This window comes from Pseudoxanthomonas sangjuensis (assembly GCF_010211755.1).
Classification (GTDB): Bacteria; Pseudomonadota; Gammaproteobacteria; order Xanthomonadales; family Xanthomonadaceae; genus Pseudoxanthomonas_A; species Pseudoxanthomonas_A sangjuensis.
Genome location: NZ_PDWR01000004.1, coordinates 14,146 through 27,974, shown reverse-complemented (window position 1 = coordinate 27,974; position 13,829 = coordinate 14,146). Strand labels below are relative to the sequence as shown.

Below are 13,829 nucleotides of genomic sequence, written 5' to 3'. Positions count from 1 at the left end.
GATTACTCCTCGACCTTGACGAGGTAGTGAACCTTGGCGATCAGGCCGCGCACCTGCGGGCTGTCCTTCAGTTCACGCACGTCGTTGAGCTTGTTCAGACCCAGCGCCTTCACCGACAGGCGGTGACGCGACTGGGAACCGCGCAGGCCGCGCACCAGGCGCACCTTGACCGTCTTGGACTGCTCAGACATGGGTCAGTTCCTCCACCTTCTTGCCGCGCTTGGCCGCGATGCGGGCCGGCGACTGCATTTCGCTCAGGCCCTTCAGGGTGGCGCGGACCAGGTTGATCGGGTTGCGCGAACCGGTGGCCTTGGCCAGCACGTTCTTGACGCCGACCGCTTCCAGCACGGCGCGCATCGCGCCGCCGGCGATCACGCCGGTACCTTCCGAGGCCGGCTGCATGAACACGCGTGCCGCGCCGTGGCCGGACTTCACCGAGTGCCACAGGGTGCCGTTGTTCAGGTCGACGGTCATCATGCCCTTGCGGGCGTATTCCATCGACTTCTGGATCGCGACCGGGACTTCGCGGGCCTTGCCGTAGCCGAAGCCGATCTTGCCGTTGCCGTCGCCGACCACGGTCAGCGCGGTGAAGGTGAACTGGCGGCCGCCCTTGACCGTCTTGCTGACGCGGTTGACCGCGACCAGCTTCTCGATCATGCCGTCGTCGATTTTTTCCTCGCGGGGCGCGCGATCACGGTCGCGGCCACGCGGTGCACGTTCTTCTGCCATTTCCGAATACCTTTGTGAGTGGATTGATTACGGCTGCTGCCGCTTATGGTTGTGGACTGTCGCGGTGTTCCGCGTTCGCGAAGCAGAAGTCGCGGCGCGTCCGATACATTCCCCTATCGGCGGGGGTGCTGCCACTGCAAGAGCCTGCATGGGGACGGACCCCATGCATTGCAAATCAGAACTGCAGGCCGCCTTCGCGGGCGGCGTCGGCCAGCGCCTTGACGCGGCCGTGGTAGCGGTAGCCCGAGCGGTCGAAGGCGACCTTCTCGATGCCTGCGGCCTTGGCGCGCTCGGCGATGATCTTGCCGACGCGCGTGGCGGCGTCGCTGTTCTTGCCGTTCTTCAGGCCTTCCTTGACGTCCGCCTGCAGGGTGTTGGCCGAGGCCAGCACCGTGGAGCCGTCGGCGCTGAAGATCTGCGCGTACAGGTGCTGGCCGGTGCGCAGCACGCTCAGGCGCGGCACGCCTAGTTCGCGGATGTGCGCGCGGGTCGACTTGGCGCGGCGCAGGCGGGCTTGGTTCTTGATGCTCATGATTAAGTACCTTTAGAAGCGGATTGGCGCGGGCTTTCCCCTTTTGAATCCCCGGCCTTGGCTGGCCGGGCTTTCGCGGGGGCCCCGCATTACGCCTTCTTGGCTTCCTTGCGGATGATGGTTTCGTCGGAGTACTTCACGCCCTTGCCCTTGTACGGCTCCGGCGGGCGGAAACCGCGGATCTTGGCGGCGACTTCGCCGACGCGCTGCTTGTCGGCGCCCTGTACCAGGATCTCGGTCTGCGTCGGGGTGGCCAGGGTGATGCCTTCCGGCGCCTTGAACACGACCGGATGCGAGAAGCCCAGCGACAGGCTCAGGTCCTTGCCCTGCATCGCGGCGCGGTAACCCACGCCGACCAGCTCGAGCTTGCGCTCGAAGCCTTCGGACACGCCCTTGACCGTGTTGGCCAGGATGGCGCGGACGGTACCGGTGATGGCGTCGTCCCCGGCCGTGACCGGCGACAGGTTGACCACGCCGTTCTCGACCTTGACTTCGACGCCGGCCGGCTTGGCCAGCGACAGGGCGCCCTTCGGGCCCTTGACGTTCAGGGCATCGCCCTGGGTATTGATTTCCACGCCCTTCGGCAGGGCGATCGGCTTCTTGGCTACGCGGGACATTGGTTCGGCTCCTTCGCTTAGGCCACGATGCACAGGACTTCGCCGCCGACGCCCTGCTGGCGCGCCTGCGCATCGGTCAAGATGCCCTTGGAGGTGGAGATGATGGCGATGCCGAGGCCGCCGAGCACCTTCGGCAGCTCGTCCTTGCCACGGTACTGGCGCAGGCCCGAGCGCGAGACGCGCTGCAGCTTCTCGATGACCGGCTTGCCCTCGAAGTACTTGAGGACGATCTCGAGTTCGGACTTGTTGTTCTGGCCCTGCACGACGCGCAGGTCGGTGATGTAGCCCTCGTCCTTCAGGACCTTGGCGATGGCGACCTTCGTCTTCGACGACGGCAGCTTCACCGTGGGCTTGCCGACGGCGGCGGCATTCTTGATGCGCACCAGCAGGTCGGCGATGGGATCAGTCATGCTCATGGATTCACCTTATGAGTAGCACCGATATCCGCTTTCGCGAAAATCTGTTCGGGTTGTGGGTACAGCTTGCTCGGAACCGCCGGCCCCGGAAGGCCGGCGCGGAGCCGGGCATTGTACCCGGTTCCGCGGGATTTTGCCCGCCCGGCTTTTACCAGGAGGCCTTGCGCAGGCCCGGCACGTCGCCGCGCATGGTGGCTTCGCGCAGCTTGTTGCGGCCCAGGCCGAACTTGCCGTAGACGCCGCGCGGGCGGCCGGAAAGCTCGCAGCGGCTGCGCTGGCGGCTCGGCGAGGAGTCGCGCGGCAGCTTCTGCAGCTTGGTCGACGCTTCCAGCTTCTCCTCGTACGAGGCGTCGGCGCTGGAGATGATCTTCTTCAGCGCCTCGCGCTTGGCGGCGTGCTGCTTGGCGAGTTTGGCCCGCTTGATATCGCGGTTAACCATCGAGGTCTTGGCCATAATCGGTTTCCTGCGACTTAGTTGCGGAACGGGAACTTGAACGCCTCGAGCAGCGCCTTGGCTTCGGCGTCGGTCTTGGCGGTGGTGGTGATGGCGATATCCATGCCGCGGACCGCGTCGACCTTGTCGAAGTCGATTTCCGGGAAGATGATCTGCTCCTTCACGCCCATGTTGTAGTTGCCGCGGCCGTCGAACGAACGGCCGGACACGCCGCGGAAGTCGCGGACGCGCGGCAGCGCGATGGTGATCAGGCGATCGAGGAATTCGTAGGCGCGAGTGCGACGCAGGGTGACCTTGCAGCCGATCGGCCAGCCGTCGCGGATCTTGAACGAAGCCACGGAGACGCGCGACTTGGTCGTGATCGGCTTCTGGCCGCTGATCGCGGCCAGGTCGGCCACGGCGTTTTCCAGGATCTTCTTGTTGGTGGCCGCTTCACCCACACCCATGTTGATGGTGATCTTGGTGATCTTCGGCACTTCCATCGGATTGGCGTAGCCGAACTTCTTGATCAGAGCCGGCACCACCTCTTCCTTGTAGATTTTTTCCAGACGAGTGGTCATGACCTCATTCCTCAGGCGTCGAGCGCCTCTCCGCTGGAGCGGAACACACGCAGTTTGCGTCCATCCTCCAGCACCTTGAAGCCAACGCGCTCGCCCTTGCCCGTGGCCGGGTTCAGGACCTGCACGTTGGAGATATGGATCGAGGCTTCGCGCTCGACCACGCCGCCGGCGATGCCCGCCTGCGGGTTCGGCTTGGTGTGGCGCTTGACGACGTTCACGTTCGACACGACCACGCGGTCGCCGTCGACGCGGACGATTTCGCCCTGCTTGCCCTTGTCCTTGCCGGCGATGACGACCACCTGGTCGCCCTTCTTGATACGGTTAGCCATTGTTCTGTCCTCCGCTCACAGCACTTCGGGCGCGAGCGAAACGATCTTCATGAACTTCTCGGAGCGGAGTTCGCGGGTGACCGGCCCGAAGATGCGGGTACCGATCGGCTCCTGCTTGTTGTTCAGCAGGACCGCGGCGTTGCCGTCGAAGCGGATCAGCGAGCCGTCGGCGCGGCGCACGCCCTTGCGGGTGCGCACGACCACGGCATCGTAGACCTCGCCCTTCTTGACCTTGCCGCGCGGGATCGCGTCCTTCACGGTGACCTTGATGATGTCGCCGATGCCGGCGTAGCGGCGCTTCGAGCCGCCCAGCACCTTGATGCACATCATTTCCTTGGCGCCGGAGTTGTCGGCGGCTTCGAGGTAGCTTTGCACCTGGATCATGTTTAAGCCCTCTTATTCAGCCGCGCGGGTGACGATTTCCACCACGCGCCAGTTCTTGGTCTTCGAGATCGGGGCGACCTCGACCACGCGGACGATGTCGCCTTCCTTCGCACTGTTGTCGGCGTCGTGGGCGTGGAGCTTGGTCGAACGCTTGATGTACTTGCCGTACAGGGCGTGCTTGACCTGACGCTCCACCAGCACGGTGACGGTCTTGTCCATCTTGTTGCTGACGACGCGGCCTTCGATGGTGCGTTGCGCTTTGTCTTTGTTATCGCTCATCTCGGGCGCTCCTTACTTCGACTGGCCGAGCAGCATGTTGACGCGAGCGATCTCGCGCCGCACGCGGCGGGCCTCGTGGGTCTTGGCCGGCGGCAGCTGGCCGGTGGCCTTCTGCATGCGCAGGGAGAACTGCTCCTTGCGCAGGTCGGTCAGGTGGGCGTTCAGCTCTTCGGCGGACTTGCCGCGCAGTTCGTTGATGTTGGCCATTAGCGCACCGTCCGGCTCACGAAAGTGGTGGTGACCGAGAGCTTGGCGGCGGCCAGGCGGAACGCCTCGCGCGCGGTCGTCTCGTCGACGCCCTCGATTTCATAGATCATGCGGCCCGGCTGGATCTGCGCGACCCAGTACTCGACGTTGCCCTTGCCCGAGCCCATGCGGACTTCGATCGGCTTCTTGGTGATCGGCTTGTCGGGGAACACGCGGATCCACATCTTGCCGCCGCGCTTGACGAAGCGGCTGATGGCGCGGCGCGCGGCCTCGATCTGACGCGCGGTCAGCTGGCCGGTCGCGGTCGCCTTCAGGCCGTATTCGCCGAAGCTGACGGCGTTGCCGGACCAGCTCAGGCCGTCGTTGCGGCCCTTGTGCATCTTGCGGTACTTGGTTCGTTTCGGTTGCAGCATGACTGATTACCTCGCATCACGATCGCGGGACGGACGCGAGGGACGTTCGCTGCGCTCGGAGCGCGGGGCGTTGTCTTCCTGCTTTTCCTGGCCCACCTGGCTGAAATCGAAGATTTCGCCCTTGTAGATCCACACCTTGATGCCGATGATGCCGTAGGTGGTCTTCGCTTCGGCAAAGCCGTAGTCGATGTCGGCACGCAGGGTATGCAGCGGCACGCGGCCTTCGCGGTACCACTCCGAACGCGCGATCTCGGCGCCGTTCAGGCGGCCGGCGACGTTGACCTTGATGCCCAGGGCGCCGAGGCGGATCGCATTGCCCACGGCGCGCTTCATCGCGCGGCGGAACATGATGCGGCGCTCAAGCTGCTGGGCGATCGACTCGGCCACCAGCTGCGCGTCGAGCTCGGGCTTGCGCACTTCGGTGACGTTGATGTGCGCCGGGACGCCCATCAGGTCGGACACTTCCTTGCGCAGCTTCTCGATGTCCTCGCCGCGCTTGCCGATCACCACGCCCGGACGGGCGGTGTGGATCGTCACGCGCGCGGTCTTGGCCGGACGCTCGATCAGGATCTTGCTGATGCCGGCCTGGGCCAGCTTCTTGCGCAGCATCTCGCGAACCTTCAGGTCGGCCGCCAGGTAACCGGCGTATTCCTTCTTGTTGGCGAACCACTTGGAATTCCAGTCCTTGGCGATGCCCAGGCGGATTCCGGTCGGATGAACTTTGTGACCCATCGTTTTCTTCCTTCCGCCTTACTTGCCTTCGCCCACGACCACGGTGATGTGGCTGGTGCGCTTGAGGATACGGGTGCCGCGGCCCTTGGCGCGGGCCATGAACCGCTTCAGCACCGGGCCTTCGTCGACCATGATGGCCTTGACCTTGAGCTCGTCGATGTCGGCGCCCTGGTTGTTCTCGGCATTGGCAATCGCCGACTCGACCACCTTCTTGATCAGGTGGGCGGCCTTCTTGTCCGAGAACTTCAGCAGGTTGACCGCGCGCTCGGCCTGCAGGCCGCGCACCTGGTCGGCGACCAGGCGGGCCTTCTGCGGGGAGATGCGCGCGGTGCGCAGGATGGCTTTCGCTTCCATTGTCATCGCTCCTTACTTCTTCGCCGCGGCGGCTTTCTTGTCGCCACCGTGGCCCTTGAAGGTGCGGGTGATGGCGAACTCGCCGAGCTTGTGGCCGACCATGTTCTCGTTGACCAGCACCGGAACGTGGTTCTTGCCGTTGTGCACGGCGATGGTGAAGCCCACCATTTCCGGCAGGATCATCGAACGGCGCGACCAAGTCTTGATCGGCTTCTTGCTGCCGCCGGCGGCCTCCACCTTCTTGATGAGGTGGTGATCGACGAACGGGCCCTTCTTGAGTGAACGTGCCATGGTCGATTAGCCCCTACGATCGCGGACGATGAATTGCTGAGTGCGCTTGTTCTTGCGCGTCTTGTAGCCCTTGGTGGGCACGCCCCACGGGGTGACCGGGTGCGGGTTGCCCTGGCCGGCCTTGGCCTCGCCGCCACCGTGCGGGTGGTCGACCGGGTTCATGGCCGCGCCGCGGACGGTCGGGCGCACGCCGCGCCAGCGCTTGGCGCCGGCCTTGCCCAGCTTCTCGAGGCTGTGCTCGTCGTTGCCGACTTCGCCGACGGTGGCGCGGCATTCGACCTGCACCTTGCGCACTTCGCCGGAACGCAGGCGCAGCGTGGCGAAGCCCTGCTCGCGCGCAACCAGCTGCACCGCGGCACCCGCGGCACGGGCGATCTGCGCGCCCTTGCCCGGCTTCAGCTCGATGGCATGGATGGTCGTGCCGACCGGGATGTTGCGCAGCGGCAGCGTGTTGCCGGTCTTGATCGGCGCGTCGCTGCCCGCGATCACCTGGTCGCCGGCCTTCAGGCCCTTCGGCGCGATGATGTAGCGGCGCTCGCCATCGACGTAGCACAGCAGCGCGATGTGCGCGGTGCGGTTCGGGTCGTACTCGATGCGCTCGACGCGCGCCGGGATGCCTTCCTTGTCGCGCTTGAAGTCGATCAGGCGGTAGTGCTGCTTGTGGCCGCCGCCGATGTGACGGGTGGTGATGCGGCCGTGGTGGTTGCGGCCGCCGGTCTTGCCCTGCTTCTCCAGCAGCGGCGCGTACGGCGCACCCTTGTGCAGGTCCGGCGTCACGACGCGCACCGCGGAGCGGCGGCCGGCGGACGTGGGCTTGAATTTCATCAGAGACATGGGTCGTTACCTCAGGCCGTGGCCGACACGTCGATGGCCTGGCCATCGGCCAGACGCACGTACGCCTTGCGCCAGTTGCCGCGGCTGCCACTGCGGCCGCGGAAGGACTTGTTCTTGCCCTTCACGTTGACCACATTGACATCCTCGACCTTGACGGCGAACAGCTGCTCGACCGCGGCCTTGACGTCGGCCTTGGTGGCGTCGTTCGACACTTCGAAGACGTACTGGTTGGTGACTTCCTGCAGGCGCGCGGTCTTTTCCGAGACACGCGGGGCGCGCAGCACGCTGAAAATTTTGGCAGACGCGCTCATGCCAGCCACTCCTCGATCTTCTTGACCGCCTCGGTGGTGACGACGACGGAGTCGGCGCCGACCAGCGAGACCGGGTCCAAACCCTGGACGTCGCGCACTTCCACGTACGGGAGGTTGCGGGCGGACAGGTACAGGTTTTCCGAAGCGTCCTCGGTGACGATCAGCGGGCGCTGACCGACTTCCAGACCCTTCAGCTTGGCCAGCAAGCCCTTGCTCTTCGGGGCGTCGACGTCGAAGCCCTCGACGACCTTCAGGCGGCCCTGGCGGTTCAGTTCCGACAGGATCGCGGCGATCGCGGCGCGGTACTGCTTGCGGTTGACCTTCTGCTCGAAGCTGCGCGGCTTCGCGGCGAAGCTCACGCCGCCACCGACGAAGATCGGCGCGGTCAGCGCACCGTGGCGGGCGCCGCCGCCCTTCTGCTTCTTCGACTTCTTGGTGGTGCCGTTGACCTCGGCGCGGGTCTTCTGCGCCTTGGTGCCGGCGCGGCCGGCGTTGCGATAGGCGACGACGACCTGGTGGACCAGGTCTTCGCTGAATTCGCGGCCGAACACTTCGTCGGAGACCGACAACTTGCTGGCGCTACCGTTGATGGCGAGTTCCATGATGTTTCTCCTTACGCCTTGCTCGCCGGACGCACGATCACGTCGCCACCCGGGGCACCCGGGACGGCGCCGCGCACGGCGATCAGGCCACGCTCGGCATCGACGCGAACCACTTCCAGGTTCTGCGTGCTCTGCTGCACGGCGCCCATGTGGCCGGCCATCTTCTTGCCCGGGAACACGCGGCCCGGCGTCTGGCGCTGGCCGATCGAACCCGGAGCACGGTGGCTCAGCGAGTTACCGTGGGTGGCGTCGCCCATGGTGAAGTTGTGGCGCTTGATGGTGCCCTGGAAGCCCTTGCCCTTGGTCACGCCCTGGACGTCGACCTTCTGGCCCACCGAAAAGATGTCGGCCTTGATTTCGCCGCCGACCTGAAAATCGCCCAGCTTGTCGGCTTCGACGCGCAGCTCCCACAGGCCGCGGCCGGATTCGACCTTGGCCTTGGCCAGGTGGCCGGCTTCCGGCTTGGTCAGCAGCGACGCGCGGCGCGTGCCCACGGCGACCTGCACGGCGGAATAGCCGTCGGTTTCCGGGGTCTTCACCTGGGTGATGCGGTTCGGGGTGGCTTCGATCAGGGTGACCGGGATGGACTGGCCGTCCTCGGTGAACACCCGGGTCATGCCGGCCTTGCGGCCGACGATGCCCAACGAATATTTCTTCGCAGTCATGGTCGCAGGCCTCAGGTCAGCTTGATCTGGACGTCGACGCCGGCCGCGAGTTCGAGCTTCATCAGCGCGTCCACGGTCTTGTCGTTGGGGTCGACGATGTCGAGCACGCGCTTGTGCGTGCGGGTTTCGTACTGGTCGCGCGCGTCCTTGTCGGCGTGCGGCGACACCAGGATGGTGTAGCGCTCGATCTTGGTCGGCAGCGGGATCGGGCCGCGCACCTGCGCGCCGGTCCGCTTGGCCGTTTCGACGATCTCGCTGGCCGAGCGGTCGATCAGGCGATGATCGAAAGCCTTGAGCCGGATCCGGATCTTTTGGTCCGCCATGACGGAATTCCTATCGTTGAAAAGAGCGACGGGCGCGGCCTCTGGGATGCCTTGCCCCGGTGGCCCGGCCGCGGTGGCCGGGTTCTTCCTGAAAAACTAGGCAGGCCGGAAATCCGGCCCGCCCAGACAAAAAAGTATAGAACGCGCGAACAGGCCCGTCAACACCTCGACGATGCCGAAAGCGCGGGACGGCCATGCCGCCCGCGGGATCGCGCGACCCCTCCATGTCTGGCGAACACGAGGAACTTCCCTGCCCCTCTTTTCGCGGTAGTCGGCGACCTCCCAGGGCCGCCTTGGTCCGTCTTTTGCGACTTCCGGCCCCCCCAGGGGCCTGGTCGCTGGCTCCCCGGCAAAAGCACCCGGGGACGACGTTCCAGCAAGGCATCCGCGTTGCCGCGGACGCGCCGTCACGTCACTTGATGATCTTGGCCACCACGCCGGCGCCGACCGTACGGCCGCCCTCGCGGATCGCGAAGCGCAGGCCCTCGTCCATCGCCACCGGGTTGATCAGCGCCACGGTCATCTTGATGTTGTCGCCCGGCATCACCATCTCCACGCCTTCCGGCAGCGTCACCGCACCGGTGATGTCGGTCGTGCGGAAGTAGAACTGCGGACGGTAGCCCTTGAAGAACGGGGTATGACGGCCGCCCTCGTCCTTCGACAGCACGTACACCTCGGCCTCGAACTCGGTGTGCGGGGTGATCGTGCCCGGCTTGGCCAGCACCTGGCCGCGCTCCACTTCGTCGCGCTTGGTGCCGCGCAGCAGCAGGCCCGCGTTGTCGCCCGCCTGGCCCTGGTCCAGCAGCTTGCGGAACATCTCCACGCCGGTCACCGTGGTCTTGGTGGTCGGGCGGATGCCCACGATCTCGATTTCGTCGCCCACCTTGATCACGCCGCGCTCGATGCGGCCGGTCACCACGGTGCCGCGGCCCGAGATCGAGAACACGTCTTCCACCGGCATCAGGAACGGCTTGTCAACGTCGCGCTCCGGGGTCGGAATGTAGTCGTCCAGCGCCTGCACCAGCGCAATGATCGACGGCACGCCGATCTCCGACTGGTCGCCTTCCAGCGCCTTCAGCGCCGAACCCTTGATGATCGGGGTGTCGTCGCCCGGGAACTCGTACTTGGACAGAAGCTCGCGCACTTCCATCTCCACCAGCTCCAGCAGCTCGGCGTCGTCCACCATGTCCGCCTTGTTCAGGTAGACCACGATGTACGGCACGCCCACCTGGCGCGCCAGCAGAATGTGCTCGCGGGTCTGCGGCATCGGGCCGTCCGCGGCCGAGCACACCAGGATCGCGCCGTCCATCTGCGCCGCACCCGTGATCATGTTCTTCACGTAGTCGGCGTGCCCCGGGCAGTCCACGTGCGCATAGTGGCGGGTCGGGCTTTCGTATTCGACGTGCGCCGTCGAAATCGTGATGCCGCGCGCCTTCTCCTCCGGCGCCGCGTCGATCGACGAGTAGTCCTTGAACTCACCGCCGAAACGCTCCGCGCCCACCTTCGTCAGCGCCGCCGTCAGCGTCGTCTTGCCGTGGTCCACGTGGCCAATCGTGCCCACGTTCACGTGGGGCTTGGTGCGCTCGAATTTACCCTTTGCCATGGTTTGACTACCTTCTTATCTGTGATTCGGAACTTTGGTTGGCGAAGGCCTCAGGCCTTCTTGACGACCGCGTCGGCGATGTTGGCCGGGGCCTCGGCGTAGTGGTCGAACTCCATCGAGAACGTGGCGCGGCCCTGCGACATCGAACGCAGCGTGGTGGCGTAGCCGAACATTTCGCCCAGCGGCACCATCGCGTTGATGACCTTGCCCGACGGGCTGTCGTCCTGGCCCTGCAGGATGCCGCGGCGGCGGCTCACGTCGCCCATCACGTCGCCCAGGTAATCCTCCGGCGTGACGATCTCGACCTTCATCATCGGCTCGAGCAGGACCGGCTGGGCCTTGCTGAAGCCTTCCTTGAACGCCATCGAGCCGGCGACCTTGAACGCCATTTCGTTCGAGTCGACGTCGTGGAACGAACCGTCGACCGCCTTGATCGCGATGTCCACCACCGGGTAGCCGGCCAGCGGACCGTTGCGCATCGCTTCCTCGATGCCCTTGCCGGCGGCGGCGACGTATTCCTTCGGCACCACGCCGCCGACGATGGCGGATTCGTAGCTGAAGCCCGCGCCGCGCTCGACCGGCGACATCTCGATGACGATGTGGCCGTACTGGCCGCGACCGCCGGACTGGCGCACGAACTTGCCTTCCTGCTTGACCGCCTTGCGGATGGTCTCGCGGTAGGCGACCTGCGGCTTGCCGACGTTGGCCTCGACGTTGAACTCGCGCTTCATGCGGTCGACGATGATCTCGAGGTGCAGCTCGCCCATGCCGGAGATGATGGTCTGGCCGGACTCTTCGTCGGTGGCGACGCGGAACGACGGGTCTTCCTGCGCCAGGCGGCCCAGCGCCAGGCCCATCTTCTCCTGGTCGGACTTGGTCTTCGGCTCGACCGCCATCGAGATCACCGGATCCGGGAACACCATGCGTTCCAGGGTGATGACGTGGTCCTGCGCGCACAGGGTGTCGCCGGTGGTGACGTCCTTCAGGCCCACCGCAGCGGCGATGTCGCCGGCGCGCACTTCCTTGATCTCGTCGCGGTTGTTGGCGTGCATCTGCAGGATGCGGCCGATGCGCTCCTTCTTCGACTTGACCGGGTTGTAGACCTGGTCGCCGGAGTTCAGGGTGCCGGAGTAGACGCGGAAGAAGGTCAGCGAACCGACGAACGGGTCGGTCATGATCTTGAACGCCAGCGCCGAGAACGGCTCGTTGTCGCCGGCCTTGCGGCTGGCTTCCTTGTCGTTCTCGTCGATGCCCTGCACCGGCGGACGGTCGATCGGCGACGGCAGCAGCTGGATCACGGCGTCGAGCATGGCCTGCACGCCCTTGTTCTTGAACGCGGTGCCGCAGTAGACCGGGATCACCTCGGTCTTCAGGGTGCGCTCGCGGATGCCGGACAGGATCTCGGCCTCGGACAGGTCGCCCTCTTCCAGGTACTTGTTCATCAGCTCTTCGCTGGCCTCGGCCGCGGCCTCGACCATGAAGCTGCGCGCCTCGGCGGCCTTGTCGGCCAGGTTCGCCGGGATGTCGCGGTACTCGAACTTGGTGCCCTGCGAGGCGGCATCCCAGTGGATCGCCTTCATCTTGACCAGGTCGACGACGCCTTCGAAGTTGTCCTCGGCGCCGATCGGCACCTGCATCGGCACCGGATAGGCGCCCAGGCGGGTCTTCAGCTGGTCGACGACCTTGTCGAAGTTGGCACCGGTGCGGTCCATCTTGTTGACGAACGCGAGGCGCGGCACGGCGTACTTGTTGGCCTGGCGCCACACGGTCTCGGACTGCGGCTGCACGCCGCCGACCGCGCACAGCACGAACACCGCGCCGTCGAGCACGCGCAGCGAACGCTCGACCTCGATGGTGAAGTCGACGTGCCCGGGGGTATCGATGATGTTGAAGCGGTGCTCCGGCATCGAGGCATCCATACCCCTCCAGAACGCGGTGGTCGCGGCGGAGGTGATGGTGATGCCGCGTTCCTGCTCCTGCTCCATCCAGTCCATCGTCGCGGCGCCTTCGTGCACCTCGCCGATCTTGTGGTTGACGCCGGTGTAGAACAGGATGCGCTCGGTCGTCGTGGTCTTGCCCGCGTCGATGTGGGCCATGATGCCGAAGTTGCGGTAACGCTCGATGGGGGTAGTACGGGCCACAATCGCCTCTCAAATATCTCTGTTGGAAGCCGGCGCATCGGCGCAGGCTTTGTGGGAATCCCACATGGCCGAATGCCGCCTCGCGGCGGCCTTCGGATTCGTCGCGCGGCGCCGCGGCCGCGATGGCGCCTGTCAGGCAGCGCCGGGGACCCCTCGAAACCGAGGGGCGAGGACATTACCAGCGATAGTGCGCGAACGCCTTGTTGGCTTCCGCCATGCGGTGGGTTTCTTCGCGCTTCTTGATCGCGCCGCCGCGGTTTTCCGAAGCGTCCAGCAGCTCGGCCGCCAGCTTGCGCGGCATCGAGTTCTCGCCGCGCTTGCGCGCCGATTCGATCAGCCAGCGCATCGCCAGGGCCAGGCGGCGCGAGGCGCGCACTTCGACCGGCACCTGGTAGGTGGCGCCGCCGACGCGACGCGACTTGACCTCGACGGTCGGGGCGACGTTGTCCAGCGCCTTCTCGACCAGCTCAAGCGGGTTCGGATTCTTCTCGCCAATGACGTCCATGGCGCCATAGACGATCGACTCGGCGACCGACTTCTTGCCGCTCAGCATCACCATGTTGATGAAGCGGGCGATGGTCTGGCTGCCGTGCTTCGGGTCGGGCAGGACGGTACGTTGGGGGGCGGAACCTTTACGCGACATGATTCTGTTTCCTTAACCTTAGGCCTTCGGACGCTTGGCGCCGTACTTCGAGCGGCTCTGGCGGCGCTTGGCGACGCCGGCGGCGTCCAGCGAACCGCGCACGGTGTGGTAGCGCACGCCCGGCAGGTCCTTGACGCGGCCGCCGCGGATCAGCACCACCGAGTGCTCCTGCAGGTTGTGGCCTTCGCCGCCGATATAGCTGATGACCTCTTCCTGGTTGGTCAGGCGCACCTTGGCCACCTTGCGCAACGCCGAGTTCGGCTTCTTCGGGGTGGTGGTGTAGACGCGGGTGCACACGCCGCGACGCTGCGGGCACTTGTCCAGCGCCGGCGAGGCGCTCTTGTAGGTGGTCGCCTGCCGCGGCTTGCGGACCAGCTGGTTGATGGTTGCCATTTTTCGGGATTCTTCGA

Annotated in this window: 24 protein-coding genes; all 24 read right to left on the bottom strand. The window is 65.7% G+C overall.

Features of this window, described 5'->3' with window-relative positions:
* Positions 1-2: 2 nt before the first annotated feature.
* On the bottom strand, positions 3-191 hold the full coding sequence (gene rpmD / locus CSC71_RS02940) for a 50S ribosomal protein L30 (RefSeq protein WP_162372855.1): 189 nt from the start codon (positions 189-191) through the stop codon (positions 3-5).
* The gene (gene rpsE / locus CSC71_RS02935) at positions 184-729 is read right to left on the bottom strand and encodes a 30S ribosomal protein S5 (protein WP_162372854.1); all 546 of its coding nucleotides are present in this window, start codon (positions 727-729) and stop codon (positions 184-186) included. Before rpsE ends, rpmD begins: the two co-directional genes overlap by 8 nt.
* Before the next feature lie 175 nt (positions 730-904).
* A complete protein-coding gene (rplR, locus tag CSC71_RS02930) occupies positions 905-1,261 on the bottom strand; it encodes a 50S ribosomal protein L18 (RefSeq protein ID WP_162372853.1) in 357 nt (118 codons plus the stop codon).
* Positions 1,262-1,350: 89 nt separating this feature from the next.
* Positions 1,351-1,878 carry a 50S ribosomal protein L6 gene (rplF, locus tag CSC71_RS02925; protein ID WP_162372852.1) on the bottom strand — a complete coding sequence of 176 codons (528 nt, stop codon included), beginning with the start codon at positions 1,876-1,878 and terminating at the stop codon, positions 1,351-1,353.
* 17 nt (positions 1,879-1,895) lie between these two features.
* On the bottom strand, positions 1,896-2,294 hold the full coding sequence (gene rpsH / locus CSC71_RS02920; RefSeq protein WP_162372851.1) for a 30S ribosomal protein S8: 399 nt from the start codon (positions 2,292-2,294) through the stop codon (positions 1,896-1,898).
* 148 nt (positions 2,295-2,442) lie between these two features.
* Complete coding sequence (gene rpsN / locus CSC71_RS02915) at positions 2,443-2,748, bottom strand: 30S ribosomal protein S14 (protein WP_162372850.1); 306 nt, start codon at positions 2,746-2,748, stop codon at positions 2,443-2,445.
* Positions 2,749-2,765: 17 nt separating this feature from the next.
* Positions 2,766-3,308, bottom strand: a complete 543-nt coding sequence (gene rplE, locus CSC71_RS02910) for a 50S ribosomal protein L5 (protein ID WP_162372849.1) — start codon at positions 3,306-3,308, stop codon at positions 2,766-2,768.
* Positions 3,309-3,319: 11 nt separating this feature from the next.
* On the bottom strand, positions 3,320-3,637 hold the full coding sequence (gene rplX / locus CSC71_RS02905) for a 50S ribosomal protein L24 (RefSeq protein ID WP_162372848.1): 318 nt from the start codon (positions 3,635-3,637) through the stop codon (positions 3,320-3,322).
* Between the two features lie 15 nt (positions 3,638-3,652).
* Positions 3,653-4,021, bottom strand: a complete 369-nt coding sequence (rplN, locus tag CSC71_RS02900) for a 50S ribosomal protein L14 (RefSeq protein WP_162372847.1) — start codon at positions 4,019-4,021, stop codon at positions 3,653-3,655.
* A 12-nt stretch (positions 4,022-4,033) separates the two neighbouring features.
* Positions 4,034-4,300: a 30S ribosomal protein S17 gene (gene rpsQ / locus CSC71_RS02895; RefSeq protein ID WP_162372846.1), complete on the bottom strand. Its 267-nt coding sequence runs from the start codon at positions 4,298-4,300 to the stop codon at positions 4,034-4,036.
* Between the two features lie 12 nt (positions 4,301-4,312).
* Positions 4,313-4,507, bottom strand: a complete 195-nt coding sequence (gene rpmC, locus CSC71_RS02890) for a 50S ribosomal protein L29 (RefSeq protein ID WP_162372845.1) — start codon at positions 4,505-4,507, stop codon at positions 4,313-4,315.
* Positions 4,507-4,920, bottom strand: a complete 414-nt coding sequence (rplP, locus tag CSC71_RS02885) for a 50S ribosomal protein L16 (protein WP_162372844.1) — start codon at positions 4,918-4,920, stop codon at positions 4,507-4,509. The genes rpmC and rplP overlap by 1 nt, the downstream gene beginning before the upstream one ends.
* 6 nt (positions 4,921-4,926) lie before the next feature.
* Complete coding sequence (gene rpsC, locus CSC71_RS02880; protein WP_162372843.1) at positions 4,927-5,652, bottom strand: 30S ribosomal protein S3; 726 nt, start codon at positions 5,650-5,652, stop codon at positions 4,927-4,929.
* 18 nt (positions 5,653-5,670) lie between these two features.
* Entirely contained in the window at positions 5,671-6,006 is a 336-nt protein-coding gene (gene rplV / locus CSC71_RS02875) for a 50S ribosomal protein L22 (RefSeq protein WP_162372842.1), read from the bottom strand.
* 12 nt (positions 6,007-6,018) lie between these two features.
* A complete protein-coding gene (gene rpsS / locus CSC71_RS02870) occupies positions 6,019-6,297 on the bottom strand; it encodes a 30S ribosomal protein S19 (protein WP_162372841.1) in 279 nt (92 codons plus the stop codon).
* Between the two features lie 6 nt (positions 6,298-6,303).
* Positions 6,304-7,131, bottom strand: a complete 828-nt coding sequence (gene rplB, locus CSC71_RS02865) for a 50S ribosomal protein L2 (protein WP_162372840.1) — start codon at positions 7,129-7,131, stop codon at positions 6,304-6,306.
* Positions 7,132-7,142: 11 nt separating this feature from the next.
* Positions 7,143-7,442, bottom strand: coding sequence for a 50S ribosomal protein L23 (gene rplW, locus CSC71_RS02860; RefSeq protein WP_162372839.1), 300 nt, complete (start codon positions 7,440-7,442; stop codon positions 7,143-7,145).
* Positions 7,439-8,044 (bottom strand): 50S ribosomal protein L4, encoded by a 606-nt coding sequence (gene rplD / locus CSC71_RS02855; RefSeq protein WP_162372838.1) that lies wholly within the window; start codon positions 8,042-8,044, stop codon positions 7,439-7,441. The genes rplW and rplD overlap by 4 nt, the downstream gene beginning before the upstream one ends.
* 11 nt (positions 8,045-8,055) lie before the next feature.
* Positions 8,056-8,709 (bottom strand): 50S ribosomal protein L3, encoded by a 654-nt coding sequence (rplC, locus tag CSC71_RS02850; RefSeq protein WP_162372837.1) that lies wholly within the window; start codon positions 8,707-8,709, stop codon positions 8,056-8,058.
* 11 nt (positions 8,710-8,720) lie between these two features.
* Entirely contained in the window at positions 8,721-9,032 is a 312-nt protein-coding gene (gene rpsJ, locus CSC71_RS02845; protein WP_011036122.1) for a 30S ribosomal protein S10, read from the bottom strand.
* A 412-nt stretch (positions 9,033-9,444) separates the two neighbouring features.
* The gene (tuf, locus tag CSC71_RS02840; protein WP_162372825.1) at positions 9,445-10,635 is read right to left on the bottom strand and encodes an elongation factor Tu; all 1,191 of its coding nucleotides are present in this window, start codon (positions 10,633-10,635) and stop codon (positions 9,445-9,447) included.
* Between the two features lie 50 nt (positions 10,636-10,685).
* Entirely contained in the window at positions 10,686-12,776 is a 2,091-nt protein-coding gene (fusA, locus tag CSC71_RS02835) for an elongation factor G (protein ID WP_162372836.1), read from the bottom strand.
* A 175-nt stretch (positions 12,777-12,951) separates the two neighbouring features.
* Positions 12,952-13,419 carry a 30S ribosomal protein S7 gene (gene rpsG / locus CSC71_RS02830; RefSeq protein ID WP_162372835.1) on the bottom strand — a complete coding sequence of 156 codons (468 nt, stop codon included), beginning with the start codon at positions 13,417-13,419 and terminating at the stop codon, positions 12,952-12,954.
* Positions 13,420-13,437: 18 nt separating this feature from the next.
* Positions 13,438-13,812 (bottom strand): 30S ribosomal protein S12, encoded by a 375-nt coding sequence (gene rpsL / locus CSC71_RS02825; protein ID WP_162372834.1) that lies wholly within the window; start codon positions 13,810-13,812, stop codon positions 13,438-13,440.
* Positions 13,813-13,829: the final 17 nt, after the last annotated feature.

Coding starts and splice junctions, on each gene's coding strand:
- rpsL (WP_162372834.1), bottom strand. CDS start 13,812: ATGGCAACCATCAACCAGCTGGTCCGCAAGCCGCGGCAGGCGACCACC.
- rpsC (WP_162372843.1), bottom strand. CDS start 5,652: ATGGGTCACAAAGTTCATCCGACCGGAATCCGCCTGGGCATCGCCAAG.
- rpsN (WP_162372850.1), bottom strand. CDS start 2,748: ATGGCCAAGACCTCGATGGTTAACCGCGATATCAAGCGGGCCAAACTC.
- rplV (WP_162372842.1), bottom strand. CDS start 6,006: ATGGAAGCGAAAGCCATCCTGCGCACCGCGCGCATCTCCCCGCAGAAG.
- rplD (WP_162372838.1), bottom strand. CDS start 8,044: ATGGAACTCGCCATCAACGGTAGCGCCAGCAAGTTGTCGGTCTCCGAC.
- rpsE (WP_162372854.1), bottom strand. CDS start 729: ATGGCAGAAGAACGTGCACCGCGTGGCCGCGACCGTGATCGCGCGCCC.
- tuf (WP_162372825.1), bottom strand. CDS start 10,635: ATGGCAAAGGGTAAATTCGAGCGCACCAAGCCCCACGTGAACGTGGGC.
- rpsG (WP_162372835.1), bottom strand. CDS start 13,419: ATGTCGCGTAAAGGTTCCGCCCCCCAACGTACCGTCCTGCCCGACCCG.
- rpsH (WP_162372851.1), bottom strand. CDS start 2,294: ATGAGCATGACTGATCCCATCGCCGACCTGCTGGTGCGCATCAAGAAT.
- rplC (WP_162372837.1), bottom strand. CDS start 8,709: ATGACTGCGAAGAAATATTCGTTGGGCATCGTCGGCCGCAAGGCCGGC.
- rplN (WP_162372847.1), bottom strand. CDS start 4,021: ATGATCCAGGTGCAAAGCTACCTCGAAGCCGCCGACAACTCCGGCGCC.
- rpmC (WP_162372845.1), bottom strand. CDS start 4,507: ATGGCCAACATCAACGAACTGCGCGGCAAGTCCGCCGAAGAGCTGAAC.
- rplB (WP_162372840.1), bottom strand. CDS start 7,131: ATGTCTCTGATGAAATTCAAGCCCACGTCCGCCGGCCGCCGCTCCGCG.
- rpmD (WP_162372855.1), bottom strand. CDS start 191: ATGTCTGAGCAGTCCAAGACGGTCAAGGTGCGCCTGGTGCGCGGCCTG.
- rpsQ (WP_162372846.1), bottom strand. CDS start 4,300: ATGAGCGATAACAAAGACAAAGCGCAACGCACCATCGAAGGCCGCGTC.
- rpsJ (WP_011036122.1), bottom strand. CDS start 9,032: ATGGCGGACCAAAAGATCCGGATCCGGCTCAAGGCTTTCGATCATCGC.
- rpsS (WP_162372841.1), bottom strand. CDS start 6,297: ATGGCACGTTCACTCAAGAAGGGCCCGTTCGTCGATCACCACCTCATC.
- rplR (WP_162372853.1), bottom strand. CDS start 1,261: ATGAGCATCAAGAACCAAGCCCGCCTGCGCCGCGCCAAGTCGACCCGC.
- rplE (WP_162372849.1), bottom strand. CDS start 3,308: ATGACCACTCGTCTGGAAAAAATCTACAAGGAAGAGGTGGTGCCGGCT.
- rplX (WP_162372848.1), bottom strand. CDS start 3,637: ATGGCTAACCGTATCAAGAAGGGCGACCAGGTGGTCGTCATCGCCGGC.
- rplW (WP_162372839.1), bottom strand. CDS start 7,442: ATGAGCGCGTCTGCCAAAATTTTCAGCGTGCTGCGCGCCCCGCGTGTC.
- rplF (WP_162372852.1), bottom strand. CDS start 1,878: ATGTCCCGCGTAGCCAAGAAGCCGATCGCCCTGCCGAAGGGCGTGGAA.
- rplP (WP_162372844.1), bottom strand. CDS start 4,920: ATGCTGCAACCGAAACGAACCAAGTACCGCAAGATGCACAAGGGCCGC.